We start from the raw sequence: 23,175 nt of genomic DNA, 5'->3' as shown, positions 1-23,175 counted from the left end.
ATGAATTTAGCCGGGCGGGGCGCCCGTGGGGTCGTAGGCGCGCATCGGGTCCGCGTCCCGCTGGCCCTCAGCGGATGTCGTGGTCGGGGTGGGTGTCGTCGTACGCGCGGCGGGCCTCGGCGATGACGGCGCGGTGGGCCAGGGACCAGTCGGCGAGCGCCTTGACCAGGTGGGTCAGGCCGGCACCGGTCTCGGTCAGGCGGTAGTCGACCTGCGCGGGGACGGTCGGGTAGACGGTGCGCAGGACGAGGCCGTCGCGTTCGAGCCGGCGCACGGTGAGGGTGAGCATGCGCTGGGAGATCCCGTCGATGGCACGCTGGAGTTCACGGAAGCGGCGCGGGCCGGCGGCGAGTTCGACGATCACCAGCACGGACCACTTGTCCCCGATGCGGTCCAGGACGTCACGGATGCCGCAGTCGGGATGGTCGTCGCGTCCGCAGGGTTCGAGGTCGGCGGGGGTGGTGGTTACCCCCGTGTGCGTGGGTGACATCAAACTGCCTTCTTGTGACGGGTGGTTGTGCGGTCGAGGATCAAGCGTAGTTACCGATGAGAACCACGACGGAAGACCGCGATTGACATGATCTTGGTGACCGGAGCGAACGGGAACCTCGGCTCGGCCACGCTCGCCGCGCTGCGCGCCCGTGGCATCGACGCGACGGGTGGCAGCCGCACCCCGGGTGAGGGGATGCGGCGCCTCGACTTCGACAGCCCCGACGGCCTCGATCTGACGGGGGTGCCGACGCTGGTGCTGGTCTCCGCCGGTTATGCGGAGGACGACCAGGTGGTCGGGCGGCATGCGGCGGCGCTGGACGCCGCCGTACGGGACGGCGTCCGGCACATCGTCTACACGAGCCTGACCGGCGCCGGCGACCATCTCGGGTTCGCCCTCGCGCACCGGGCGACGGAACGCCTGGTGCGGGCGAGCGGTCTGGCGTGGACGATCCTGCGCAACGGCCTGTACGCCGAACTCTTCGGCGGACTGCTGATGTGGACGGCCGACGGGGGCCTAGAGTCCGCGTTCGGCCGGGGTGCCCTGGCCGCGGTCGCGCGAGCGGACCTCGCGGAGGCGGCGGCGATCGTCGCGGCGGATCCCGCACGGCATGCCGGGCGCGTGTACGACCTCGTCGGCACGCCGATCACCGCGGGGCAGGTCTCCGACCGGCTGGGCGTCCCCCACCGCACGATCGGCCTGGGCGAGTACCGGCGCCGCCTCCTCGACGAGACGCCGGGACTGCTGCCGTTCCAGCCACCCATGCTCGCCTCGATCGCCACCGCCGTACGACACGGCTTCCTCGCCGAGACCACCCCCGACCTCGCCGGCCTCCTGGGCCACCCGGCCCGCGATCCGCTGGCCACGGCCATTGCGGCGGCGTCCGCGGCCCGGCCGGCAGCGAGCGTCCAGCACCGAGCGGGCCGATGAGACCCCGGGTGGGTGTGGGGGGCCGCACCCAGGTGGGCCGGGTCCGTCAGGCCTCCGGGGCCCGTTCCACCCTGGCCTTGCCCCGGCCCACCTGGGTGCGGACCGCGCCGATGCTTGCCGCGATGACCAACGCGATGGCTCCTGCCTCTGTCAAGGACAGGGACTGGCCCAGGATCAGGAAGCCGGCCGTGGCCGCCAGTGCCGGCTCCAGGCTCATCAGGATGGCGAACGTGGAGGCGGGCAGGCGGCGCAGGGCGAGGAGTTCGAGGGTGTAGGGGAGGACCGAGGAGAGCAGGGCCACGGTCGAGCCGAGGGCGAGGGTGGTGGGGTCGAGGAGGCGGGTGCCTGCCGAGGCGATGCCTATGGGGAGGAAGAGGAGGGCCGCCACCGCCATGGCCAACGCCAGGCCGTCCGCCTGGGGGAAGCGGCGGCCCGTGCGGGCGCTGAAGAGTATGTAGGTCGCCCACATGGCGCCGGCACCCAGGGCGAATCCGACACCTGTGGGGTCGAGATTGCTGAAGCCTCCGCCGCCCAGCAGGAAGACGCCGAGCAGGGCCAGGCCCGCCCACAGCGTGTTGATCGCCCGGCGGGAGGCCAGAACGGACAGGGCGAGGGGGCCCAGGACCTCCAGGGTGACCGCCGGGCCGAGCGGGATGCGGGCGACCGCCTCGTAGAAGAGGCCGTTCATCGCGCCCATCGCGATACCGAAGGCGATCACCGTGCCCCAGTCGGCGCGCGAGTGGCCGCGCAGCCGGGGGCGGCAGACCAGCAGGAGGACCACGGCCGCCGCGAGCAGGCGCAGGGCGACGACGCCCGGGGCGCCGGCCCTCGGCATCAGCGTCACCGCCAGCGCCCCGCCGAACTGGACCGAGATGCCGCCCGCCAGCACCAGGCCGACCGGGCCGAACGAGCCGAAGCGGCGCGGGCCTTGGGTCGGGGTGACCGGGGTCGGTGTGGCTGTGCTGGGGGTGGCGGTCACGGGCGGTCCTGATGCTTGATCGGATTCGTTCAGCTCGATGTACTACCGGGTCCAGGGTAATGGACTTCGACAGGAGCGTAAACCCTTTAAGCAACTGTCCCGCATGATGGGATCAGACGCCCGGCCAGGCCTCCTCGTCACGGAAGAGGGGGCGGCCGTCGGGGAGGTACGACGGCGCGTTTCCGTACGCCCCGTATGCGGGTCCGTATGCCTCGTACGCGTGCGGCTGCGGCTGTGCCTCCTCCCACAGCGGCATGCGCAGTTCACCCGTGTCCATCACCGCGTTGTTCTGCGAGCGGTGCAGCCGGGAGTACGCGCCGCCCCGGGCGAGGAGTTCGTCATGGCGGCCGGTCTCCACGATGCGGCCGCGGTCGACGACGAGGATGCGGTCGGCGTCGGGGGCGAGGTTGAGGTCGTGGGTGATCATGATCGTCGTACGGCCGGCCATCAGTCGGCGCAGGGGTTTGACGACGCGGCGCGCGGCCATCGCGTCGAGGCCCGTCGTCGGCTCGTCCAGGACCAGGACGGGCGCGTCACGCAGGATGGCGCGGGCGATGGCCAGGCGCTGGAGCTGGCCGCCGGAGAGGCGGGCCGAGTGGGGGTCGACCCGTGTGTCGTAGCCGTCGGGCAGCCGCGAGATGAACTCGTGCGCGTCGGCCGCCTTCGCCGCCTCCTCGATCGCCCGGTCGCCGGCGCCGGGCCGGCCGCAGGCGATGTTGGCGCGGACCGTGTCGCGCAGGACCAGGGTCTCCTGCGGGAGAAGCGTCACGTACGCGCGCAGGCGGGCCAGCGGGAAGTCGCGCAGGGGGACGCCGTCCAGGAGGACTTCGCCCGCGTCCGGGTCGTAGAAGCGCAGGAGGAGCTTGGAGACCGTGGACTTGCCGGCGCCGCTCGGGCCGGTGACGATCACCAGCTCGCCGGGGCTGACCGTGAAGGAGAGGGCTTCGAGGGCGGCCTTCTCGGCGCCCGGGTAGTGGAAGGTGACGTTCCGGACCTCGACCGTGCCGTCCGGGCGGCCGGTCTCCGAGGGGCGGCGCGGGTCGGTGACGGAGGGGCGCACGTCCAGGATCTCGATGAGCCGCTCGGCGCCCGCCGTGGCGGCGGTGACGGTGAGGCCGAGCTGGGCGAGGCCGCGCACCGGCGGATAGAGGTAGCCGAGGAAAGCCGCGAAGGCGAGGAGCTGACCGAGGGTCATCCGGCCGGTGGAGATCTCCCAGGCGCCGATGCCGATCACGGCGAGCACGCACACCGTCTCGATGACCTGGACGAGCTGTTCGTACGCCTCGTTCAGGCGGGTGGAGCGGACCGAGGCGCGGAACCAGGCGTTCGCCTCCTCGCGCAGCCGGCGGCGTTCGGCGTCCCGGCGGTCGTAGGCCTGGGTGAGCACGATGTTGCCGAGCGACTCCTCCACCACGGAGGTGATCGCGCCGTCGGCGACCCGGCCCTCGCGGGAGACGTCCTTGATGGAACCGGAGAAGCGGCGCGCGGCCAGCCAGAACAAGGGCGCGAGGACGAAGGTCGCGGCGGCCAGGTCCCAGCGCAGCCAGAACGCGGCGGCCGCGTAGAACAGGGCGGAGAAGGCGGCCGAGGCGGCGCCGACCAGGCCGGACACGACCATCGTCTCGATCGCCTCGACGTCACCGGTCAGCCGGGAGAGCAGATCGCCCTGGCGGTGGCGCTGGAAGAAGTGCGGGGGCAGCTGCTGGACATGGTCGAAGACGTGCTCGCGCAGCCGCATCACGAACCGTTCGGTCGCCCAGGCGGCGAGGGAGTTGCCGGCGTAGGCGACGACGGCGCCGAGCACCGCGATCCCCAGCCACTTGCCCGCCGGGCTCCAGAACGCGGCGAGCGAGCCCTTCTGCAGGGCGTGGTCGGTGAGGTCGCTGAACAGCAGGATGGCCTCGGTCTCGGCGAGCGCGGCGAGCACCGTGCACAGCCAGACCAGCAGCAGCCATTTTCTGAGCCCCTTGGTCAGCGGCCAGAAGCGGTGGAATGCGGTACGGGCCAAAATGGTGGGGGTCTCGTATTCGAAATCGTCACCGTCGCCGTCCATGCGATTCCCCTTTCTCGACATCTTCCCGAACGGAAAGGAAAAGGGGCCGACGGTGCACCGTCGGCCCCTTTCAGATCAGCGTCGGATCAGTGATCCCGGCCGGGCAGCGGCTTGGGCAGCGGCTTCGGCGCGTGCTTCTTCTTGTGCTTCGGCGGGGGCGGGGGCGGGAGCTGCTTCTTCGGCTTCGGGGGCAGCGGGGCGAGCTTCTTCAGGCTCATTCCGACTCCTAGTGTTTCGCGGTTCTGTGATTCTCAGTTCTGCGGTTCGAGAATTCCGCGTCCGGCGTTCCCGACACCAAAGAAGCTACACGCCGAACGAGCCCCCGAACGGCAAAAATGGCAAAGGGGAGCTGTGAATCCCCTGGGAAAAGCTGGGTATTGGTTCGAGAAGCTGAGAGTGACCTCAGCGCAGGCCCATGTAGACGTCAAGCGCCTTGTGCAGCAGGCGGTTCAGCGGGAAGTCCCACTCCCCCACGTACTCCACGGCCTCGCCGCCCGCGCCCACCTTGAAGCGGAGCAGACCGAGGAGGTGGTTGGACTCCTCCAGGGTGTCGGTGATGCCCCGGAAGTCGTAGACGTGCGCACCGAGTTCGTGGGCGTCGCACATCATGCGCCACTGCATCGCGTTGTTGGGCTGCACCTCGCGCTTGCGGGCGGTGGAGGCGCCGTAGGAGTACCAGACGTGGCCGCCGACGATCAGCATCGTGGCCGCGGCGAGCACCTCGCCGTCGTGGTGGGCGAGGTACAGCCGCATCCGGTCGGGGTCCTCGGCGGCGAGCGCGGTCCACATGCGCTGGAAGTACGGCAGCGGACGCGGGATGAACCGGTCGCGCCCGGCGGTCTCGGCGTACAGCTCGTAGAAGGCGGGCAGGTCCTCGTAACCGCCCCGGACGACCTTCACGCCCGCCTTCTCGGCCTTCTTGATGTTGCGCCGCCACTGCTGGTTGAGCCCCCGGTGGATGTCGTCCAACGACCGTCCGGCGAACGGGATCTGGCACACGTACCGGGGCTGTCCCGCGGCGAAGCCCTCCTCCGTGCCGGGCTCGGCCTGCCGCCAGCCCATCCGGCGCAGCCGGTCGGCCAGGTCCGCGGCGCCCGGCTCGGTCGAGGTCGGCGGCACGTCCCGCAGCCGGTGCAGGTCCGGGTCGGCGATCGCGGCCTTGACCGCCTCGGGGCTCCAGCGCCGGGCCACCACGGGCGGGCCCATCTTCACGGAGAAGGCGCCCTGTCCCTTGAGATGGGCCAGCATCGGCCGCAGCCATCGCTCCAGTTCGGGCGAGTCCCAGTCGATGAGCGGCCCCTCCGGCAGATAGGCCAGATACCGCTTCACCTTGGGCAGCGGCCGCAGCAGCACCAGCCCGGCCCCGACGAGCCGCCCGTCCCCCTCGAACCACCCCAGGCTCTCCGCCCGCCAGTCCGGCTTCACATCCCCCCAGGACGGCACCTGCATATGGCTGGCGGAGGGACGCCCCGCCACGAAGGCGAGGTGCTCGGCACGGGTGAGGGACCGGACGGTGAGGGTCATGCGCGCTCCTTGAAGATCGCCGATCTCCTCACCCTACGAAAGCCCGCGCATCGCCCCTCCCGTATTCCTCGGTCACTTCGCACCCCCGGTCTCCCGCTCCTCCTCCTGCTCCTTGTCCAGCGCCTCCGCCAGCACCTCGGCCAGGTGCCGTCCCCGCACCCCGGCCAGTTGTTGCAGCTGGGTGCGGCAGGAGAAGCCGTCCGCCAGGACCACCGTCTCCTCGGGGGCCGCCCGGACCGCCGGGAGGAGCTGTTCCTCCGCGCACGCCCGCGACACCTCGAAGTGGCCTTTCTCGAAACCGAAGTTGCCCGCGAGGCCGCAGCAGCCCCCGCTCAGCTCGCCGGTGAGGCCCGCGGCCTCGCGCAGTCGCCGGTCGGGGGTGTCGCCGAGGACCGCGTGCTGGTGGCAGTGGGTCTGGCCGGCGACCGGGCGGTCCACGGCAGGCGGGGTCCAGTGCGGGGCGTGCCGCTCCAGGGCCTCGGCGAAGGTGACGACGGCGCGGGAGAGCCGGGCCGCGCGCGGGTCGTCGTGCAGCAGCTCGGGCAGGTCGGTGCGGAGGGCGGCCGCGCAGCTCGGTTCCAGGACGACGACCGGGGCCCCGGCCCGCAGCACCGGCTCCATCAGGTCCAGCGTGCGGCGCAGGACCTGCCGGGCGCGGTCGAGTTGGCCGGTGGAGATGTAGGTGAGGCCGCAGCAGACCCGGGCCCGGCGGGCGGTGAGCAGCGCCGTGGCCGGCCTGGTCCGGCCGGCGCCGATCCCTCCCCCGCGCACCAGCAGCGTCGGCGGCAGGGCCACCCGCAGCCCGGCCGCCTCCAGCACCCGGACGGCGGCCCGGCCGACGGACGGGGCCAGGTGCTCGGTGAAGGTGTCCGGCCAGAGCACGACCAGATCGCCCGGCCCCGAGCTCCCCGGCACCGGCCCGCCGCTGCCGCCGAGGGCGGGCTTCCTGCCGCGCCACCAATCGGTGAACGTCCGCGTCGCCAGCCGGGGAATCTCCCGCTCGGCCGCGATCCCGCCCAGCCGTTTGCCGACGCGGGCCAACGGCCATACCGCGGCGAGGGAGTTGAGCAGCGGGGCCGTGCGGGTCAGGGCGACCCAGCGCAGCCACTGCGGCAGCCGGCCCATGCTGAGGTGGGCGGCGGGACGGCGCCGGCCGGCGTAGTGGTGGTGCAGGAACTCCGCCTTGTAGGTGGCCATGTCGACGCCGACCGGGCAGTCGGAGCGGCAGCCCTTGCAGGACAGGCACAGGTCGAGGGCGTCGCGGACCTCCGTCGACCGCCAGCCGTCGGTGACCAGTTCGCCGGCCAGCATCTCGTGCAGCAGGCGGGCCCGGCCGCGCGTGGAGTGCTGCTCCTCGCCCGTCGCCCTGAAGGAGGGGCACATCACGGCGGGGCCGGCCGCCGTGGTCGTACGGCACTTGGCGACGCCGACGCAGCGGCGGACGGCCGCGCGGAAGTCGCCGCCGTCGGCGGGGTAGCCGAAGGCCACGTCGACAGGTTCGCGGGGCAGCACCGAGAAGCGGAGGTTCTCGTCCAGTGCCGCCGGGCGGACCAGCATGCCGGGGTTGAGCAGGTCGTCCGGGTCCCAGACCGCCTTGGCCCGCTCGAAGACGGCCACCAGGTCCTCGCCGTACATGCGGGGCAGCAGCTCCGCGCGGGCCTGTCCGTCGCCGTGCTCCCCGGACAGCGAGCCGCCGTGCTCCACCACCAGGCCGGCCAGTTCCTCGGAGAAGCGGCGGAAGCGGCCGATACCGGCCTCGGTGAGCAGGTCGAAGTCGATACGGACGTGGATGCAGCCGTCGCCGAAGTGGCCGTACGGCGTGCCGCGCAGGCCGTGGGCGGACAACAGGGCGCGGAAGTCCCGCAGATAGGGGCCGAGCCGGGCGGGCGGCACCGCGCAGTCCTCCCAGCCGGGCCAGGCCTCGCTGCCGTCGGCCATCCGGGTGGCCGTACCGCTCGCGTCCTCGCGGATGCGCCACAGCGTCCGCTGGGCCGCGGGGTCCGTCACCACCAGGGAGTCGACGACGTCGGCCGCGCGGGCGATCGCCTCCGCACGCGCGTGCGCCTCGGCCGCCGAGTCCCCGCCGGTCTCCACGAACAGCCAGGCGCCCCCCTTGGGCAGCCCGGCCGGCGAGCGCACCAGGTCGGCCGCCATGCCCTCCACCGTCAGCGGGCCGTACGGCAGCAGGCCCGCGGCCGCCTCCGCTGCCGCGCTCTCGTCGGCGTAGGCCAGCACGGCCAGGGCACGCGCGCGTGGGGACTCCACCAGCCGGACGGCCGCTTCGGTGAGGATGCCGAGGGTGCCCTCGGAGCCGCAGAAGGAGCGGGCGACGTCGGCGCCCTTCTCGGGCAGCAGCGCATCCAGCGCGTATCCGGAGATGCGGCGGGGCAGGTCGGGAAAGCCGGTGCGCAGCCGGGCCAGTTCGCCCTCCACCAGCTCGCGCAGCCCCTCGGGCGCCCCTTGCCAGCCTTGCCCGAGCCTCAGCCGGTCTCCGCGCGCGGTGATCACGGACAGCTCCCGCACGCTGTCGGCGGTCGTGCCCCAGGCGACCGAGTGCGAGCCGCAGGAGTTGTTGCCGATCATCCCGCCGAGCGTGCACCGGCTGTGCGTGGACGGGTCCGGGCCGAAGCGCAGGCCGTGCGGGGCGGCGGCCTCCTGGAGCCGGTCGAGGACCAGGCCCGGCTGGACGACGGCCGTGCGCGCCTCGGGATCGATCGACAGCAGCCGGTCCATGTGCCGGGTGAAGTCCAGGACGACCCCTGCACCGGTCGCCTGCCCGGCGATCGACGTACCCCCGCCGCGCGCCACCACCGGCACCCCGCGCGCCCGGCAGACCTCCAGCACGGCGGCCACGTCGTCGGCGTCTCTCGGGGCGACGACGCCGAAGGGGACACGCCGGTAGTTGGACGCGTCCATGGTGACCAGCGCCCGGGAGGTGGTGTCGAAACCGACCTCGCCCCGGACGGCGCCGCGCAGCTCCGCTTCGAGACCCGAGTGATCCGTCATGCGTCCAGGATGCATCCGATCACGCACAGTCACCGAAAGTTTTCCACAGCCCCACGCATATCGTCGTACTGATTCACAAGTCCATGCTTCGACAAACTTGTCTCATCGAACGGACACAGCCCCGTCCGTTTTCGCCCGCCGGTATACCCTCCGACTCGTGGCCGACATTCAGATCCCCGCTGACATCAAGCCCGCCGACGGACGTTTCGGCTCGGGCCCCTCCAAGGTGCGCACCGAGGCGCTGGACGCCCTGGCCGCCACCGGTACGTCCCTGCTGGGCACCTCCCACCGCCAGGCGCCCGTCAAGAACCTGGTCGGCAAGGTCCGCGAGGGCATCTCCCAGCTGTTCTCCCTGCCCGAGGGCTACGAGGTGATCCTCGGCAACGGCGGCTCGACCGCCTTCTGGGACATCGCCACCCACGGCCTGATCGAGAACAAGTCCCAGCACCTGAACTTCGGCGAGTTCTCCTCCAAGTTCGCCAAGGCGGCCAAGCTCGCCCCGTGGCTGGCCGAGCCGACCGTCATCTCGACCGACCCCGGCACCCACCCCGAGGCGCAGGCCGAGGCGGGCGTCGACGTGTACGCCTTCACCCACAACGAGACCTCCACCGGCGTCGCCATGCCGATCAAGCGGGTCGAGGGCGCCGACGAGGGCGCGCTGGTCCTGGTCGACGCCACCTCCGGCGCGGGCGGCCTGCCGGTCGACATCGCCGAGACCGACGTCTACTACTTCGCCCCGCAGAAGTCCTTCGCCTCCGACGGCGGCCTGTGGATCGGCGTCTTCTCCCCGGCCGCGATCGAGCGCGCCGAGCGCGTCCACGCGTCCGGCCGGCACATCCCGGAGTTCTTCAGCCTTCCCACGGCGATCGACAACTCCCGCAAGAACCAGACCTACAACACCCCGGCCCTCGCCACGCTGTTCCTGCTCAACCAGCAGCTGGAGTGGCTCAACGGACAGGGCGGCCTGGCCTTCTCCACCGGCCGCACCAAGGACTCCTCGACCCGCCTGTACTCCTGGGCGGACGAGTCCAAGTACGCCACTCCGTTCGTCGCCGACCCGGCCAAGCGCTCGCAGGTCGTCGGCACGATCGACTTCGCCGACGAGATCGACGCGGCCGCGGTCGCCAAGGTGCTGCGCGCCAACGGCATCGTGGACACCGAGCCGTACCGCAAGCTCGGCCGCAACCAGCTGCGTGTCGCGATGTTCCCGGCGGTCGACCCGGCGGACGTCGAGGCGCTGACGAAGTGCATCGACTACGTGATCGAGAAGCTGTAGTCGTCTCTTCCACGACGACGAAGGGCGCCCGGTGGTCACCGGGCGCCCTTCGTTTGCTCTTTCACACCCTTCCGGGGCATTGGCGTCGCTTTTCCGCGCCAACAATCCCTATGGAGGTGCCATATGGGCCGAGGAAGATGGATCAGTGTAGGCGTGGCGGCGCTGGTGGGCGGGCTGCTCCCGCCGATGGTGGGCGCCGACAGCGCTGTGGCCCAGCCGGACCCGCGCTTCACCTTCACGTCTCCGGGCCAGTCCACCTTCACGGTTCCCGGCAGCCCCACTTCGGGCCTCCTGAACATCCTGACCATCAGGGTCTGGGCCGCCGGGGCCGGCGGGAGCGGGGGAGCCGGTGGCGGCGGCGGGGGCGGCGGAGGAGGCGGCGGCAACGCCCTCCTCGCGGCGGGCGGCGGAGGCGGAGGCGGGGGCGGAGGCGGCGGAGGGGGTGCCGCCGGCGGGGGCGGGGGCTCCGGAAGCTTCGTGCAGTGCACCGAGTTGGCCGTCGCCGGCGAGACCCTGACCGTCGTGGTGGGAGCGGGGGGAGCAGGCGGCGGCGCGGGGAACGGCGGAGGCGGCGGCACCGGCGGCAGCGCCGGCGGTCCCTTCGGCGGCGGTCCCGGCACCGCGGGCACCTCCGCCGGCCTCGGTGGCGCCGGTGGGGTCAGCAGGGTGACCCTCACCACGGGGGTGGACCTGGCCTTCGCCCCGGGCGGCACGGCCGGCACCAGGGCCGCGACGGGCGGCCAGGGCGGCGGAGGCGGCGCTCCCGGTGTGCTCGGCGGGGCCGGAGGGCTGGGCGGTGGCGGTGGAGGTGGCGGCGCCATCACCGGTTCCGGTGGTACGGGCGGCGGACTCTCACGCTGCCTGCCCGCTCCCGGAGTCCCGGAGGACATGGTGAACGGCAACAACGGCAGCGCCGGAGCCGTGGGCAACCCGGGTGGGCCCGGCGCCAGTGGCGCGAGCCAGCACAGCGGCACGGGCGGCGCGGGCGGAGGCGGCGGCACGGGCGGAGGCGGCGGCAGCGGCGGGACCGGCGGCACCGCCATCAGCGCCGCCGGGTTCAGCTTCGGCGCGGGCGGCAATGGTGGCGGTGGCGGCACGGGCGGCGCCGGTGGCACCGGCGGTACCGGCACCACCAGCGGCGGCGCTTCCGCCACGAGCGGCGCCGCCGGGAGCACGGGGGACAGCGGCACGGGCGGGAGCGTCGGCGGCGACGGGGCGGTCATCATCGACGTGGCACCGGTTCCCTAGTGCTGATGCGCACACGGACACGGAACCGACAGACCGGTGACCGGTCAGCCCCGTCGCCGCAGGCGCCGCACCCCGAAGAGGACGGCCGCCCCGGCGGCGACGACGACGGCACCGAGCTTGTAGCCACCCCCGCCGAAGGAACTCCCTGAGCTGCTCGAACTCCCGGCCGCGGAGGGCGACTTGGACGCGGGCAGGCCCGGCACGTCCTTCGCCACGACCTCGCTGTCGGCGCCCTCGCTGCTGTACAGCAGCTTGGTCCCGTCGGCGGAGTAACTGACGCCCTCGCCCTGCCCCTGCTGGGGTACGTCGAGTTCGCCCCCGCGTTTGATCCGGCCGCCGTTCCAGTCGTAGTAGATCCCGCCGAAGTACCCACGCACGGCGAGCTGCCGCCCGTCCGGCGAGAAGGCCGCGTCGGTGGCCCAGAGGTCGACGGCGGCGACGGGCTTGAAGATGTTCGCGCCGGAGGTGGACAGGGCGGCCGGGCCCTCGTACAAGTGCCCGCCGTCCTCCTTCTTGTCGATGATGTAGACACGCCCGGTCTTCGGGTGGACGATCAGCGACTCGGCGTCGCGCGGCCCGTTCACGTACTTCACGACGTACTGCGTGGCGTTGACCGTCTGGTCCCTCAGCTGCTTCGGCTCGGGCAGCCGGTAGATCCACACGTACGGCCACTTGCCGCCGAGGTTGTCGCCGATGTCGCCCAGGTAGATCTCGTTGTGCGGCCCGATGGAGATGGCCTCCACGTCACGCGGGGCGCCGATGCCGCGCAGGGTGATCCGGGCGACGGTCTTACCGGTCCTGCTGTCGACGGCGTAGATGTACGGTCCGTCGCCGCTGTCGTTGTGCGTCCAGTAGATGCCGGGGTGGAGGTGGGAGGCGGCGAGCCCGCTGGACTCGGCGATCCGCGGGTCCTTGATGGTGAAGCCCTGGTCACCGTCGGCGGCCGACGCGGGCGCGGCGAGCGCGCCCACGAGCAGGGCCCCGGCGAGAACGGCGAACGATCGGCGCATGTCCCAAGACTGCCATTGCCTGCGGGGGTTCGGTCGAGGCGCTCCTGCGGGCGGCGCGGACGTGGTGGGCCTCACACCCCGTTGCGGCTCGTGATCGTCCATGATGAGCGGATGCTTAGGTTCATGCCCGTAGGTGACTCCATGACGATCGGGAGCGCGGGCGAGCACACATGGCGTTACCGGCTGTGGCGTCACCTGTGCACCGCGTACGGCGGTCCGTTCACCTTCGTCGGCCCCCGCGAGGAGCTGTACGACAAGGCGGCCGACGCCCCCACGTCGCACGCGTACGCCGACCCCGACTTCCCGCGCCGCCACCTGGCCGGCTGGGGCGAGGGCTGGCTGCACATGGCTCCGCTGATCGGCGAGGCGGTGCGCACACACCGCGCGGACGTGCTCCTGGTCTCCCTCGGGCTGATCGACCTGGGCTTCTACACCAACGCCGAACAGACGGCCGAGAACGTACGGGCCTTCATCGCCGAGGCCCGGCAGGCCAACCCGCGCATACGCATGGCCCTGCTCCCGGTGATCCCGAACATCCGCGCCGAGACGGACGCCCCCTTCGGCGAGCAGGTGGACCTCTTCAACGTCCTGCTCGCGAAGGCGGTCGCCGACCTGGACGAGCCCCGGTCGCCCATCCTGCTGGCCTCGCCGCCGGAGTCGTACGACATCCATGCGGACACATACGACGGGACGCATCCCAACGCGAGCGGGGAGCACCGGATCGCGGGGGCGTACGCGGGGGCGATGTGGGAGGCCTGGGGGATCGGACAGGCGTACGCGGTCGGAACAAGTTGACCTAATTCGGGCGACTCCGGATCACCGTGCGTATCGTTGAACCGCGCGGCTGCACTCGCCGATGGGGCAGCCGGGGAGGAGCGCCACGATGACCGTCCTTGAAGACAGGATCGAGATGGCCGACGCCGACGCCAACACCAAGCGTTTGGACGAGTGGTTCGAGCGCCTTGAGCGGATGCCCGTCCCCGAAGGATTCAGGGTCGAGATCGTCGGGGGCAACGTTTTCATGACGCCGCAGCGCGACACGCATTGGCTGATCATCCGGGCATTCCTCTGGGCCCTCGAGGACAGGTTCGGGAGGCGGGTCAGGGTGTTCTCGGACGTCCGGGTCGACTTCCCGGGCTACCAGAACGGCTTCTGCCCAGACATCGCCATGTTCAAGGACTCGGCGAAGAAGGACGACAACGGCCGCTGGCGCTACCAGGACGTCGAGTTCGTCGCCGAGGTCATCTCAGAGGGCACCGCTGCCAACGACTACGGCCCCAAGAAGACCGCCTACGCGATCGCCGAGGTCCCCCTCTACGTCGTCGCCGACCCCTACCAGGGACGCTGCTTCGTCTACACCGACCCCAAGGACGGCGACTACGAGAACAGGACCCCGGTGGACTTCGGCACCGACATCGACCTGACCGGCACCGTCATCGACCTCATCCTCAAGACCGACGGGTTCCCCCGCGACTAGGAGCGTCACCCGTTCGGCCCACAGCGCTCGCTGCGGCACATGGGTCCGGTTTCGATGGGAGTGAGCCCGGCGTGTGACCGGGACTCGCCTCCCCCCCATCGAGCGAAGGAGACACAGCCGTGTCCAGAGGCAAGATTCAAAAGTGGGAACCGGAGCAGGGCGAGGGAAAGATCCGGGACGACAAGGGTGGTCCCCAGCTGGACTTCACGGTAGAAGACCTCCTGAATCCCGCCGCTGTCGAGGATCTGCATAAGGGGGACACGGTCTCGTTCCAGATCGAGGAACCCGGACACGCGGTCATGGTCGCCAAGGCCTGAGCCTCCAGAACACCGCACGGCAGGCGCCACCCGTAGGGCAGCGGGCGGTGCCTGTCCGCGTTCCGGTCACCTCACAGCTCCGGGCGCCAGCACCTGCCCCGCCACCTCCTCCAGCAACTCCCCCACCACGAACAGCCTCTCCTCCGTCGGCACCGACCTCCAGCCCAGCGGCCAGGTGGCCCCCGTCAGCGCGGGCACACCCACGTACGACACGCTGCGGTGACCCCGCGTCAGCGTCCTTGCCTCCGGCGGCCAGTCGTACGCCGTCACCGTCTCCGGGGGCAGCAGGAAGTACATGTACCGCGCCCCCGTGGCCTCCTGCACGATCGCGCCCGCCGCAAAGCCGGTCCGCACCATCAGCTCCGACGCGACGCGGCTGCCTGCGGCGCCCTCGATACGTACGGCGTCGAAGTGAACGCCGGCGCGGCGGAGGGCGTGACCGGAGTGGGGGATCCAGGTCGGAATCCGGGGGGTGGAGATTCGCTGGTTCATGCACTTGATGTTTCCGTCTCCTTACATACTGTGACCAGGGTTACGCAACGTCCGTGCGGGGCCGTGCACTTGGGGAGGCGGTTGTGCATTCCGGTGAACGAGGTTCCGAGACCTTCGGCGCCTTGCTTCGGTTCTACCGAGAGCGGGCCGGAATCACGCAGGAGGGGCTCGGTAAACATGTCGGCTACTCCAAGTCCCAGGTGGCGATGGTGGAGCGAGGTGAGCGGCTCCCCCGGGGGCAGTTCGTCGAGGTCGCCGACCAAGCGGTGGGTGCACAAGGTGCACTGCTGGTGTTGGCGGACAAGGAGTTCAGGGGCGGCCTGCCGCCGTGGACCGAGGACTATCTGGCCGAGGAACGCAAGGCCGCCGCCCTGCACGTGTACCAGAACCACGTCATCCCCGGCTCGCTCCAGACCGAGGCCTACGCACGGGCCATCTACAACTGCCACGTTCCGGCTCTGGACGACGAAGAGATCGACAAGCGTGTGGCCGCGCGTCTGGAACGCCAGCAGCTCTTCGAGCGCAAACCCCGGCCCCTGGTCAGTTACGTACTGGAAGAAAGCACCCTCACACGGCCGTTGGGGGGTCCAGAAACGCTCCAGGAGCAGTTGAGGCGCATCCTCGCCATCGGTCGACTGCGCCACGTCGAGATCCAGGTCATGCCGCACGAGCGACAGGCGCACGCCGGGCTGAACGGCGCCATGATCCTTCTGGAGACGGCAGAGCACCGCCAGTTCGCCTACGTCGAAGGTCCGAGCGGCGGCTACTTCGTCAGCGAACAGCCTGATCTGGCAGAGCTGTTCGCCCGGTATGGCATTCTGCGAGCGCAGGCTCTCAACCCTGACGAGTCCGCGAAACTGATCGAAGAGGTGGCACAGGGACTATGAGCGCGAACCTCCACTGGTTGAAGAGCAGCTACAGCGGTGACCAGGGCGAGTGTGTGGAGATAGCCCCCACCCCCACCACCATCCACATCCGCGACTCAAAGACCCCCGCCCCCACCGCCCCGATCCTCAAAGTCACCCCCACCACCTGGACGGCGTTCATCACCACCCTCGCGTCGCTTGCATAGAGCGCACTCCAAGCCGTTGGCTAGTGGACCATGAAGTACACGCAGCTTGGACGCACGGGACTCAAGGTCAGTCGGCTCGTCCTCGGGACGATGAACTTCGGGCCGCAGACCGATGAAGCCGACAGCCACGCCATCATGGACGCGGCGCTGGACGCGGGCATCAACTTCTTCGACACCGCCAACGTGTACGGGTGGGGTGACAACAAGGGGCGGACCGAGGAGATCATCGGCAACTGGTTCGCCAAGGGCGGTGACCGCCGTGACAAGGTCGTCATCGCCACCAAGGTCTACGCCAACATGGCCTCGGACGGAAGGCCGGCCTGGCCCAACCACGACAAGCTCTCCGCGCTGAACATCCGGCGCGCCGTGGACGCCAGCCTGAAGCGGCTGCAGACCGACCACATCGACCTCTACCAGTTCCACCACATCGACCGGGACACCCCGTTCGAGGAGATCTGGCAGGCGATCGACACCCTGGTCCAGCAGGGCAAGATCCTCTACGCCGGGTCCAGCAACTTCCCGGGCTACAAGATCGCCCAGGCCAACGAGATCGCCGCCCGCCGCGGCGGCACCATCGGCCTGGTCAGCGAGCAGTGCCTGTACAACCTCGCCGAGCGGCGCACCGAGATGGAGGTCATCCCGGCCGCGCAGGAGTACGGCCTCGGGGTCATCCCGTGGTCCCCGCTGCACGGCGGTCTGCTCGGCGGGATCATCAAGAAGGAGGTCCAGGGCGGCCGCCGCGCCTCCGGCCGGGCCGCCGACACCCTCAAGGTCCCCGCCGCCCGCGCGCAGGTCCAGGCCTACGAGGACCTGGTCGACAAGCACGGCCTGGAACCGGGCGAGGTGGCCCTGGCCTGGCTGCTGACCCGGCCGGGTGTGACGGGTCCCATCGTCGGTCCGCGTACGGCCGAACAGCTGGAGTCGGCGCTCAGGGCCGTGGAGCTGGAGCTGGGCGAGGAGCTGCTGGCGGGCTTGGACGAGGTCTTCCCGGGCCCCGGCCCGTCCCCGGAGGCCTTCGCCTGGTGATGCCGATGCTCTTCGAAGCTCCGTAGGGGACGGCGCCCCGAAAGGGGCGCTTCCCCGCAAAACCCCTACCTGACGGCCGCCGACACAGCCACCACCACAAACATCAGCACAAGCACACCGGCCATGATCCGGTTCCTGGTCTTCGGGTCCACGTCCCCGAGCCTAACCAACCCCGCCGAAAGCCCAGCGGTCAACCGCCTCGTAGCGCGGCTGCTCCCCCGCCACCCCCGACCTCGGCAGGTTGCTGCGCACGAGCACCAGCTCGTTCACCGTCCAGGTCCGGCTGGTGAACTCCCGCAGCAGCTCGACATACGGCCGTACGTCCACCGAGTCCCGGCTCCGCGCCACCGTCAGGTGGGCCGTGTACCGCCGGTGCTCCCCCATCGGCACGCCCGCCTTCCGCGCCGCCGCCTCCGCCCGGTCGGCCAGCAGCCGCATCGCCTCCACCTCGCCGTAGGCGCCGGTCCACAGGGCCTTGCCGTGCCCGAACTGGCCGCCGCCGGAGAGGGCCAGGTCGAAGGGGGAGGTGCGGTGGGCCACGCGGGACAGGCGCTCCGACAGGTCCGGTAGGAGGTCGTCGGCGACCTCGCCGTAGAACGCGAGGGTGAAGTGCCAGCCCGGCCGGTTGGTCCAGCGCAGCCGCTCCGCACCGGGCAGCCTCTTCAACTTGGCCACCTCGGCGGCGAGTTCATGGACGACGTGCTCCGGTGGGAGCACCGCGGCGAAGAGTCTCATGCCTTCACCTTCGCAGACGGCGGTGGGCATGACGGGTCAATGACGATCACCGTGCGCGAAGGCGGCCCCGACGACATCCCTGTGATCGCCGAGGCCAACGGGTTCACGCCGACGCAGACCTATACCGCCGGCGAGCGGAACGACTGGCCGGGGCAGGTGCTCGCCCGGCGGGTGTGACCGCCCGGCGAGTACCCGGAGTGTGGTCGACGGATCAGCGCTCGGCGCGCAGGGTGCCGAGCAGCCCGTGCGCCTCGTCCTCGATTCCCGCGGCGAACCAGACGCTGTCCCTGCCCCCGGACCGGGCGGTGCCCCGCTCCAGCCCCCACAGGCCCTCGATCGCGATCGGCCGCCCATGGCGGTTCTTCAGGGTCCCCTCGAACCGGCCGGTCCTGAGGTCGAAGGCGTGGATGCGGCCGTCGCCGAAGTTGCCTACGAGCAGGTCGCCGGCGAACTTCCCGAAGCCCTTGGGAGCCGTTTCCAGGCCCCAGGGCGAGTTGAGCACCCCACGGCGGGCGAAACGCTGGAGCAGCCTGCCCTTGGTGCTGAACACATCGATGAAGCCGTTGCCCGGGCCCGCGACGTCGTCGTGCTTGTCCGCGTCCTGCTTGGCGTAGGTGACGAAGACCCTGCCGCCGATGTTCTTGACGTCGAAGGGCGCGAAGCCCTTGGGGATCCTCCGGTCGCGGAACGCGCCGGCGGCCTGCTTCACGAGCTTGAAGTGGGTGTCGAAGACATCGATGCGCGCGTCGTGGAAGTTCGCGACGAGGATGCGCGGCCGGTGCCGGTCGCCCTTCGTGGCCTTCCGCTCGTGGTCCACGAGGGTCAGGCCCTTGAAGACGGCGTTGGCCTCCTGGGCGACCTGGACGCCGGTCGTCGGGAGCACGCGCGGGTTGAAGGCGAAGAGGGCGCCGTTCTCCCCGGCGAAGATGAACTGCGCGGGACCGGAGCGTCCGGAGGCGGTGAAGCGGAAGTCGCGGGTGTCGTTGCGCACGATCCCGGTCGGGTCGGCGTCCTCGGGGAGGTGGACGACGGGGGTGAGGAAGATGACCGGCCGGTTGTCCCGGGCGCCCGCGTACACCGTGGACGTGCTGGTGCCGTTGTTGGAGACCCTGATCGCCCCGTTCGACGTGCGCACCAGCCCCCAGGGGTTGACCAGGTTCTGGTCCCGCCGCTCCGCCCTGCCGGCGAGGTCGGAGACGAGGTCCCGCTCCCGGAAGCCGTGGTCGGCCTTGTGCGGCGCGGCGACGGCGCCGGACGGCGCGGCGGCGGCGAGCGCGCCGACCGTGCCCAGGGCCAGCGCGACCGCCGTCAGCCGCCGTACGCGGGAGCGGGGTCTCGGGCTCGATGCCTGTGCTGCCATGTGATGCTCCTGTTCCCATACGAGCCCCAAAAGGGGCGTACTGGCAGAAGTCATCTCATGGGAGAGAATCGCACCGGCGATCGACACGCAGACACGCATCCGTACGGGGACACACCGTGGCGATCCCTACGCCGCCGTCGCCAGCTCCTCCCGCTCTCCGCGCGGCACGAACCGGACCCGTGGGTGGCCGTGGTGCCAGCCCACCGCGAGCCGCAGACCGCCGATGCGGGCCAGGACCAGGCCGATCACACCGGCCGCGGCGACCGATACGACACCACCGGCGGCGAAGCCGACCCTCGCGCCGTAGGTGTCGGTGATCCAGCCGACGATCGGCGCGCCCAGCGGCGTACCGCCCATGAACACCATCATGAACAGGGACATCACCCGGCCGCGCATGGCCGGGTCGGTGGCCATCTGGACCGCGGTGTTCGCCGTGACGTTCACCGTGAGGCCGAAGACCCCGATCGGGATCATGAGCAGCGCGAACAGCCAGTACGACGGAGCCAGCGCGGCCACGACCTCCAGCGCGCCGAAGGCCAGCGCGGCGGCGATCAGGATGCGCAGCCGGGCCGTGCCGCGCCGGGCGGCCAGCAGGGCGCCGCACAGGGAGCCGACGGCGATCAGGGTGTTGAAGAGGCTGTAGGCACCGGCGCCGGCGTGGAAGATGTGCTCGGCGTAGGCCGACAGCCAGACCGGGAAGTTGAAGCCGAAGGTGCCGATGAAGCCGACCAGCACGATCGGCCAGATCAGCTCCGGGCGCCCGGCCACGTACTGCAGGCCTTCCCGCAGCTGGCCCTTCCCCCTCGGCGTGCGCCGGACCACGTGCAGCTCACGGGCGCGCATCAGCAGCAGGCCGGTGATGGGCGCGACGAAGGACAGGCCGTTGGCGAGGAACGCCCAGCCGGTGCCCACGCCGGTGATCATCAGACCGGCGACGGCGGGGCCGACCAGGCGGGCGGACTGGAAGTTCGCCGAGTTCAGGCTGACCGCGTTCTGCAGCTGCTCGGGCCCGACCATCTCGGAGACGAAGGACTGGCGGGCCGGGTTGTCCAGCACCGTGGCGAGGCCGACGGCGAAGGCGGCGACGTACACGTGCCAGACCTGGACCTGCCCGGTGAGGGTCAACGTGGCGAGCGCGAGGCCCGTCACGGCCATCGAGGACTGTGTGACCAGCAGCGTGGGGCGCTTGGGCAGGCGGTCGACCAGGACACCGCCGTAGAGGCCGAAGACGAGCATCGGCAGGAACTGCAGGGCGGTCGTGATGCCCACGGCGGCGGAGGAGCCGGTGAGGCTGAGGACGAGCCAGTCCTGGGCGATGCGCTGCATCCAGGTGCCGGTGTTGGAGACGGCCTGGCCGATGAAGAACAGGCGGTAGTTCCTGACCTTCAGCGAGCTGAACATCGAGGACTTGCGGGCGGTGGGGGTGGTAGTGACGGTCGGTGCGGGGGCGGAAGGTGTTCCGGATCCCGTACTCAAAAGGGTTCGCCTCCTCCGACGGCTTGGTTACAGGTGTGCGAGTTTCTCCAGCACGGGGGCGGCGGCGCGCAGTGCGGCCCACTCGTCCTCGTCGAGGCCCTCGACCAGGCCGGCCAGGAAGGCGTTGCGCTTGCGGCGGCTCTCTTCGAGCATCGCCTCGGCCTGCTCGGTCTGGGTGACGACCTTCTGGCGCCGGTCCTCGGGGTGCGGCTCCAGCCGGACCAGCCCCTTGGCCTCGAGCAGCGCGACGATGCGGGTCATCGACGGCGGCTGGACGTGCTCCTTGCGGGCCAGCTCGCCCGGGGTGGCCGAGCCGCAGCGGGAGAGGGTGCCGAGCACCGACATCTCGGTGGGGCTCAGCGACTCGTCGACCCGCTGGTGCTTGAGCCGACGGGACAGCCGCATCACGGCGGAGCGGAGAGAGTTCACGGCGGCAGCGTCGTCGCCATGGGTGAGGTCCGGCATGTCCTTAGAGTAACTCATTACTCTCCCTAACGACGCCGCGACGCGCCCGGATTCCCGTGACACGCGCCACTGAAGCCTTTGATCACCCATATGAGTGAGTCGCTTCCGGAAAGTGACGCATCGGGTGGCCGGATGTGGCGACCCTCTAGACATGGGGACCAGCGTGCTCAGCCTGCGGATAGACGGAGAGCTCCTCGAGAGGCTCCGGCTCCACGCGGCGAAAAGGGGAATGAGCGTGCAGGACTATGTGATCCGCACGCTCACCCGGAACGACTTCGACGAGCGGTTCCAGGCCGCCGTCGAGGAGACGGAAAAGTTCTACGGCGTCAACTGAGGTCTCACGCGAGACCCAGGGCCGGCATCAGGTAGTAGAAGGCGAAGACCGCCGAGACGATGTACATCGGCGCCGGGATCTCCCGGGCCCGGCCGGCGGCCAGGCGGAGCACCGTGAAGGTGAGGAAGCCCATGCCGATGCCGTTGGTGATCGAGTAGGTGAACGGCATCATCAGCATCGTCACGAACGCCGGGATCGCGATGGTGTAGTCGGCCCAGTCGATCTCCTTGATCGAGTTCGACAGGATCAGGAAGCCGACCGCGATCAGCGCCGGGGTCGCCGCCTGGGACGGGACCATCGTGGCGACCGGGGTGAGGAACAGCGCGGCGGTGAAGAGACCGCCCGTGACGACGTTCGCGAGGCCCGTACGGGCGCCTTCGCCGACACCGGCCGTGGACTCCACGAACGCGGTGGTGGCCGAGGAGGAGCCGGCACCGCCCGCCGCGACCGCGAGGCCGTCGATGAACAGGACCCGGTTGATACCCGGCATATAACCCTCGGCGTCGGTCAGCTTCGCCTCGTCGCTGACGCCCATGATCGTGCCCATCGCGTCGAAGAAGCACGACAGCAGCACGGTGAAGACGAAGAGGATGCCGGTCAGCAGGCCGACCTTGTGGAAGCCGCCGAACAGGCTGACGTGGCCGACCAGGCCGAAGTCGGGGGAGGCGACCGGGTTGCCCGGCCACTTCGGGACGGTCAGGCCCCAGGACGGGATCGTGGTGACCGCGTTGATGATCACCGCGAGGACGGTCATGCCGACGATCGAGATCAGGATCGCGCCCGGCGCCTTGCGGACGATCAGCACGAAGGTGAGCAGCACGCCGAGGATGAAGACCAGCACCGGCCAGCCGTGCAGATGGCCGCCCACGCCGAGCTGGACCGGGACGGTGGTCTGGGCGGCGTCCGGCATACGCGTGATGAAGCCGGAGTCGACCAGGCCGATCAGCATGATGAACAGGCCGATACCGATCGAGATCGCCTTGCGCAGACCGAACGGCACGGCGTTCATCACGCGCTCGCGCAGACCGGTGGCGACCAGCAGCATGACCACGAAGCCCGCGAGTACGACCATGCCCATCGCGTCCGGCCAGGACATACGGGGGGCGAGCTGGAGCGCGACGACGGAGTTCACGCCGAGGCCGGCGGCGAGGGCGATCGGGACGTTGCCGATGACACCCATGAGGAGGGTGGCGAAGGCCGCCGTCAGCGCGGTCGCCGTCACCAGCTGGCCGTTGTCCAGGTGGTGCCCGTACATGTCCTTCGCGCTGCCGAGGATGATCGGGTTCAGCACGATGATGTACGCCATCGCGAAGAAGGTGGCGAAACCGCCGCGGATCTCACGGGCGACGGAGCTGCCGCGCTCGGAGATCCTGAAGTAGCGGTCGAGCGGGCCGCGGGCCGGCGCACCGCCCGGTATTTCGGGGGTGGGGACCTTGGCGGGTGCCGAGGTGGACATGCGGGACCTCATCACCAAAGGGGTTCCCCCGAGCCTCTTTGGCGTTTCATACGAGCAGAAGTGGTCAAAGGCAAACGGTTTCAGTATGAACGTATGAGTGCCAGATCGCTATCTCCGCGCGTAGACCTGATCGCCTCGTAAGCTGTGCCCATGGCCAAGTGGACCCCCAAGCACGAGGCGCCCGAGCCCCTGGAGGGCCCCGTGGTCGCCACCATCACCGGCGGCACGATCATCTGGTTCGTCCTCTTCCTCGTGCAGCTCCCCTTCTACGGCTGGTTCGACTCGCACGGTCACCTGTGGTGGCTGTGGACCTGCCTGGCCGGAGGCGGGCTGGGGCTGATCGGCATCTGGTACGTGCGCAAGCGGGACGCGGCGATCAAGCGGGCGGCGGCGCTGGGGTCGACGTCGGCTGAATAAAGCGGGCAAGTGGGCAAATCGGCACGTACCGT

25 protein-coding genes are annotated in these 23,175 nt (G+C 70.6%); 12 read left to right on the top strand and 13 right to left on the bottom strand.

Annotated features, from left to right (window positions below; translation table 11 throughout):
• Window positions 1-67: 67 nt before the first annotated feature.
• The gene (locus ACWC0C_RS01130; protein ID WP_450860662.1) at window positions 68-490 is read right to left on the bottom strand and encodes a winged helix-turn-helix transcriptional regulator; all 423 of its coding nucleotides are present in this window, start codon (window positions 488-490) and stop codon (window positions 68-70) included.
• A gap of 87 nt (window positions 491-577) precedes the next feature.
• Here ACWC0C_RS01130 and ACWC0C_RS01125 point away from each other — a divergent pair, with 87 nt between their 5' ends.
• Window positions 578-1,420 carry an NAD(P)H-binding protein gene (locus tag ACWC0C_RS01125; RefSeq protein WP_450860660.1) on the top strand — a complete coding sequence of 281 codons (843 nt, stop codon included), beginning with the start codon at window positions 578-580 and terminating at the stop codon, window positions 1,418-1,420.
• A 46-nt stretch (window positions 1,421-1,466) separates the two neighbouring features.
• On the opposite strand, the gene ACWC0C_RS01120 is transcribed toward ACWC0C_RS01125, so the two are convergent.
• From ACWC0C_RS01120 to ACWC0C_RS01100, 5 genes are all read right to left on the bottom strand, one after another.
• Window positions 1,467-2,399: an EamA family transporter gene (locus ACWC0C_RS01120; protein WP_450860659.1), complete on the bottom strand. Its 933-nt coding sequence runs from the start codon at window positions 2,397-2,399 to the stop codon at window positions 1,467-1,469.
• A 112-nt stretch (window positions 2,400-2,511) separates the two neighbouring features.
• The gene (locus ACWC0C_RS01115; protein ID WP_450860657.1) at window positions 2,512-4,452 is read right to left on the bottom strand and encodes an ABC transporter ATP-binding protein; all 1,941 of its coding nucleotides are present in this window, start codon (window positions 4,450-4,452) and stop codon (window positions 2,512-2,514) included.
• Between the two features lie 86 nt (window positions 4,453-4,538).
• Window positions 4,539-4,670 carry a hypothetical protein gene (locus ACWC0C_RS01110; RefSeq protein ID WP_449200868.1) on the bottom strand — a complete coding sequence of 44 codons (132 nt, stop codon included), beginning with the start codon at window positions 4,668-4,670 and terminating at the stop codon, window positions 4,539-4,541.
• A gap of 184 nt (window positions 4,671-4,854) precedes the next feature.
• Window positions 4,855-5,976 (bottom strand): lipid II:glycine glycyltransferase FemX, encoded by a 1,122-nt coding sequence (locus ACWC0C_RS01105; RefSeq protein WP_450860655.1) that lies wholly within the window; start codon window positions 5,974-5,976, stop codon window positions 4,855-4,857.
• A 72-nt stretch (window positions 5,977-6,048) separates the two neighbouring features.
• Window positions 6,049-8,982, bottom strand: coding sequence for an FAD-binding and (Fe-S)-binding domain-containing protein (locus tag ACWC0C_RS01100; protein WP_450860654.1), 2,934 nt, complete (start codon window positions 8,980-8,982; stop codon window positions 6,049-6,051).
• 157 nt (window positions 8,983-9,139) lie between these two features.
• Between ACWC0C_RS01100 and serC the strand changes: the two genes are divergently transcribed.
• Together serC and ACWC0C_RS01090 are read left to right on the top strand one after the other, a co-directional pair.
• Window positions 9,140-10,258, top strand: a complete 1,119-nt coding sequence (serC, locus tag ACWC0C_RS01095) for a phosphoserine transaminase (protein WP_449200865.1) — start codon at window positions 9,140-9,142, stop codon at window positions 10,256-10,258.
• Between the two features lie 153 nt (window positions 10,259-10,411).
• A complete protein-coding gene (locus ACWC0C_RS01090; protein ID WP_450860652.1) occupies window positions 10,412-11,506 on the top strand; it encodes a hypothetical protein in 1,095 nt (364 codons plus the stop codon).
• Between the two features lie 44 nt (window positions 11,507-11,550).
• Here the strand turns inward: ACWC0C_RS01090 and ACWC0C_RS01085 are convergent, their stop codons facing one another.
• Window positions 11,551-12,516 (bottom strand): WD40 repeat domain-containing protein, encoded by a 966-nt coding sequence (locus tag ACWC0C_RS01085; RefSeq protein ID WP_450860650.1) that lies wholly within the window; start codon window positions 12,514-12,516, stop codon window positions 11,551-11,553.
• 111 nt (window positions 12,517-12,627) lie between these two features.
• On the opposite strand from ACWC0C_RS01085, the gene ACWC0C_RS01080 reads away from it, so the two are divergent.
• From ACWC0C_RS01080 to ACWC0C_RS01070, 3 genes are all read left to right on the top strand, one after another.
• Window positions 12,628-13,311 (top strand): SGNH/GDSL hydrolase family protein, encoded by a 684-nt coding sequence (locus ACWC0C_RS01080; protein ID WP_450860648.1) that lies wholly within the window; start codon window positions 12,628-12,630, stop codon window positions 13,309-13,311.
• Window positions 13,312-13,399: 88 nt separating this feature from the next.
• On the top strand, window positions 13,400-13,993 hold the full coding sequence (locus ACWC0C_RS01075) for a Uma2 family endonuclease (protein WP_450860646.1): 594 nt from the start codon (window positions 13,400-13,402) through the stop codon (window positions 13,991-13,993).
• A 119-nt stretch (window positions 13,994-14,112) separates the two neighbouring features.
• Window positions 14,113-14,310 carry a hypothetical protein gene (locus tag ACWC0C_RS01070; RefSeq protein WP_450860644.1) on the top strand — a complete coding sequence of 66 codons (198 nt, stop codon included), beginning with the start codon at window positions 14,113-14,115 and terminating at the stop codon, window positions 14,308-14,310.
• Window positions 14,311-14,376: 66 nt separating this feature from the next.
• On the opposite strand, the gene ACWC0C_RS01065 is transcribed toward ACWC0C_RS01070, so the two are convergent.
• Entirely contained in the window at window positions 14,377-14,802 is a 426-nt protein-coding gene (locus ACWC0C_RS01065) for a hypothetical protein (RefSeq protein WP_449200859.1), read from the bottom strand.
• A gap of 83 nt (window positions 14,803-14,885) precedes the next feature.
• Between ACWC0C_RS01065 and ACWC0C_RS01060 the strand changes: the two genes are divergently transcribed.
• The 3 genes from ACWC0C_RS01060 to ACWC0C_RS01050 are packed head-to-tail and all read left to right on the top strand — an operon-like array spanning window position 14,886 to window position 16,900.
• Window positions 14,886-15,689, top strand: a complete 804-nt coding sequence (locus tag ACWC0C_RS01060; protein ID WP_450860642.1) for a helix-turn-helix domain-containing protein — start codon at window positions 14,886-14,888, stop codon at window positions 15,687-15,689.
• Window positions 15,686-15,874 (top strand): DUF397 domain-containing protein, encoded by a 189-nt coding sequence (locus tag ACWC0C_RS01055; protein ID WP_450860640.1) that lies wholly within the window; start codon window positions 15,686-15,688, stop codon window positions 15,872-15,874. The genes ACWC0C_RS01060 and ACWC0C_RS01055 overlap by 4 nt, the downstream gene beginning before the upstream one ends.
• Before the next feature lie 30 nt (window positions 15,875-15,904).
• The gene (locus tag ACWC0C_RS01050) at window positions 15,905-16,900 is read left to right on the top strand and encodes an aldo/keto reductase (RefSeq protein WP_450860638.1); all 996 of its coding nucleotides are present in this window, start codon (window positions 15,905-15,907) and stop codon (window positions 16,898-16,900) included.
• A 162-nt stretch (window positions 16,901-17,062) separates the two neighbouring features.
• Here ACWC0C_RS01050 and thpR read toward each other — a convergent pair whose 3' ends face one another.
• Window positions 17,063-17,635: an RNA 2',3'-cyclic phosphodiesterase gene (gene thpR / locus ACWC0C_RS01045; protein WP_450860636.1), complete on the bottom strand. Its 573-nt coding sequence runs from the start codon at window positions 17,633-17,635 to the stop codon at window positions 17,063-17,065.
• Between the two features lie 39 nt (window positions 17,636-17,674).
• Between thpR and ACWC0C_RS01040 the strand changes: the two genes are divergently transcribed.
• Window positions 17,675-17,812, top strand: coding sequence for a hypothetical protein (locus ACWC0C_RS01040; RefSeq protein WP_450860634.1), 138 nt, complete (start codon window positions 17,675-17,677; stop codon window positions 17,810-17,812).
• A gap of 34 nt (window positions 17,813-17,846) precedes the next feature.
• Here the strand turns inward: ACWC0C_RS01040 and ACWC0C_RS01035 are convergent, their stop codons facing one another.
• The 3 genes from ACWC0C_RS01035 to ACWC0C_RS01025 all read right to left on the bottom strand — a co-directional run bounded on the left by ACWC0C_RS01035 (window position 17,847) and on the right by ACWC0C_RS01025 (window position 20,936).
• Window positions 17,847-18,995: a TIGR03118 family protein gene (locus tag ACWC0C_RS01035; protein ID WP_450860632.1), complete on the bottom strand. Its 1,149-nt coding sequence runs from the start codon at window positions 18,993-18,995 to the stop codon at window positions 17,847-17,849.
• A 126-nt stretch (window positions 18,996-19,121) separates the two neighbouring features.
• Window positions 19,122-20,471 carry an MFS transporter gene (locus ACWC0C_RS01030; protein ID WP_450860630.1) on the bottom strand — a complete coding sequence of 450 codons (1,350 nt, stop codon included), beginning with the start codon at window positions 20,469-20,471 and terminating at the stop codon, window positions 19,122-19,124.
• A gap of 27 nt (window positions 20,472-20,498) precedes the next feature.
• Entirely contained in the window at window positions 20,499-20,936 is a 438-nt protein-coding gene (locus ACWC0C_RS01025; RefSeq protein WP_351029110.1) for a MarR family winged helix-turn-helix transcriptional regulator, read from the bottom strand.
• A gap of 151 nt (window positions 20,937-21,087) precedes the next feature.
• Between ACWC0C_RS01025 and ACWC0C_RS01020 the strand changes: the two genes are divergently transcribed.
• Window positions 21,088-21,270 (top strand): ribbon-helix-helix protein, CopG family, encoded by a 183-nt coding sequence (locus ACWC0C_RS01020; RefSeq protein ID WP_449200851.1) that lies wholly within the window; start codon window positions 21,088-21,090, stop codon window positions 21,268-21,270.
• Window positions 21,271-21,274: 4 nt separating this feature from the next.
• Here ACWC0C_RS01020 and ACWC0C_RS01015 read toward each other — a convergent pair whose 3' ends face one another.
• Window positions 21,275-22,726, bottom strand: a complete 1,452-nt coding sequence (locus ACWC0C_RS01015; protein WP_449200850.1) for an NCS2 family permease — start codon at window positions 22,724-22,726, stop codon at window positions 21,275-21,277.
• Between the two features lie 150 nt (window positions 22,727-22,876).
• Between ACWC0C_RS01015 and ACWC0C_RS01010 the strand changes: the two genes are divergently transcribed.
• Window positions 22,877-23,143: a DUF2530 domain-containing protein gene (locus ACWC0C_RS01010; protein ID WP_450860628.1), complete on the top strand. Its 267-nt coding sequence runs from the start codon at window positions 22,877-22,879 to the stop codon at window positions 23,141-23,143.
• Window positions 23,144-23,175 lie beyond the last annotated feature (32 nt).

The sequence above is a fragment of the Streptomyces sp. NPDC001709 genome, from assembly GCF_053596375.1.
Note: the sequence above shows the minus strand (reverse complement) of the source record. Positions and strands in the feature narration are given on the sequence as shown.

Bases quoted from the DNA above. Each gene is read 5' to 3' on its own strand.
- ACWC0C_RS01130 (WP_450860662.1), bottom strand. From the start codon at position 490: ATGTCACCCACGCACACGGGGGTAACCACCACCCCCGCCGACCTCGAA.
- ACWC0C_RS01125 (WP_450860660.1), top strand. From the start codon at position 578: ATGATCTTGGTGACCGGAGCGAACGGGAACCTCGGCTCGGCCACGCTC.
- ACWC0C_RS01115 (WP_450860657.1), bottom strand. From the start codon at position 4,452: ATGGACGGCGACGGTGACGATTTCGAATACGAGACCCCCACCATTTTG.
- ACWC0C_RS01110 (WP_449200868.1), bottom strand. From the start codon at position 4,670: ATGAGCCTGAAGAAGCTCGCCCCGCTGCCCCCGAAGCCGAAGAAGCAG.
- ACWC0C_RS01105 (WP_450860655.1), bottom strand. From the start codon at position 5,976: ATGACCCTCACCGTCCGGTCCCTCACCCGTGCCGAGCACCTCGCCTTC.
- ACWC0C_RS01100 (WP_450860654.1), bottom strand. From the start codon at position 8,982: ATGACGGATCACTCGGGTCTCGAAGCGGAGCTGCGCGGCGCCGTCCGG.
- ACWC0C_RS01085 (WP_450860650.1), bottom strand. From the start codon at position 12,516: ATGCGCCGATCGTTCGCCGTTCTCGCCGGGGCCCTGCTCGTGGGCGCG.
- ACWC0C_RS01080 (WP_450860648.1), top strand. From the start codon at position 12,628: ATGCTTAGGTTCATGCCCGTAGGTGACTCCATGACGATCGGGAGCGCG.
- ACWC0C_RS01075 (WP_450860646.1), top strand. From the start codon at position 13,400: ATGACCGTCCTTGAAGACAGGATCGAGATGGCCGACGCCGACGCCAAC.
- ACWC0C_RS01065 (WP_449200859.1), bottom strand. From the start codon at position 14,802: ATGAACCAGCGAATCTCCACCCCCCGGATTCCGACCTGGATCCCCCAC.
- ACWC0C_RS01055 (WP_450860640.1), top strand. From the start codon at position 15,686: ATGAGCGCGAACCTCCACTGGTTGAAGAGCAGCTACAGCGGTGACCAG.
- ACWC0C_RS01050 (WP_450860638.1), top strand. From the start codon at position 15,905: ATGAAGTACACGCAGCTTGGACGCACGGGACTCAAGGTCAGTCGGCTC.
- thpR (WP_450860636.1), bottom strand. From the start codon at position 17,635: ATGAGACTCTTCGCCGCGGTGCTCCCACCGGAGCACGTCGTCCATGAA.
- ACWC0C_RS01040 (WP_450860634.1), top strand. From the start codon at position 17,675: ATGACGATCACCGTGCGCGAAGGCGGCCCCGACGACATCCCTGTGATC.
- ACWC0C_RS01035 (WP_450860632.1), bottom strand. From the start codon at position 18,995: ATGGCAGCACAGGCATCGAGCCCGAGACCCCGCTCCCGCGTACGGCGG.
- ACWC0C_RS01025 (WP_351029110.1), bottom strand. From the start codon at position 20,936: ATGCCGGACCTCACCCATGGCGACGACGCTGCCGCCGTGAACTCTCTC.
- ACWC0C_RS01020 (WP_449200851.1), top strand. From the start codon at position 21,088: ATGGGGACCAGCGTGCTCAGCCTGCGGATAGACGGAGAGCTCCTCGAG.
- ACWC0C_RS01015 (WP_449200850.1), bottom strand. From the start codon at position 22,726: ATGTCCACCTCGGCACCCGCCAAGGTCCCCACCCCCGAAATACCGGGC.
- ACWC0C_RS01010 (WP_450860628.1), top strand. From the start codon at position 22,877: ATGGCCAAGTGGACCCCCAAGCACGAGGCGCCCGAGCCCCTGGAGGGC.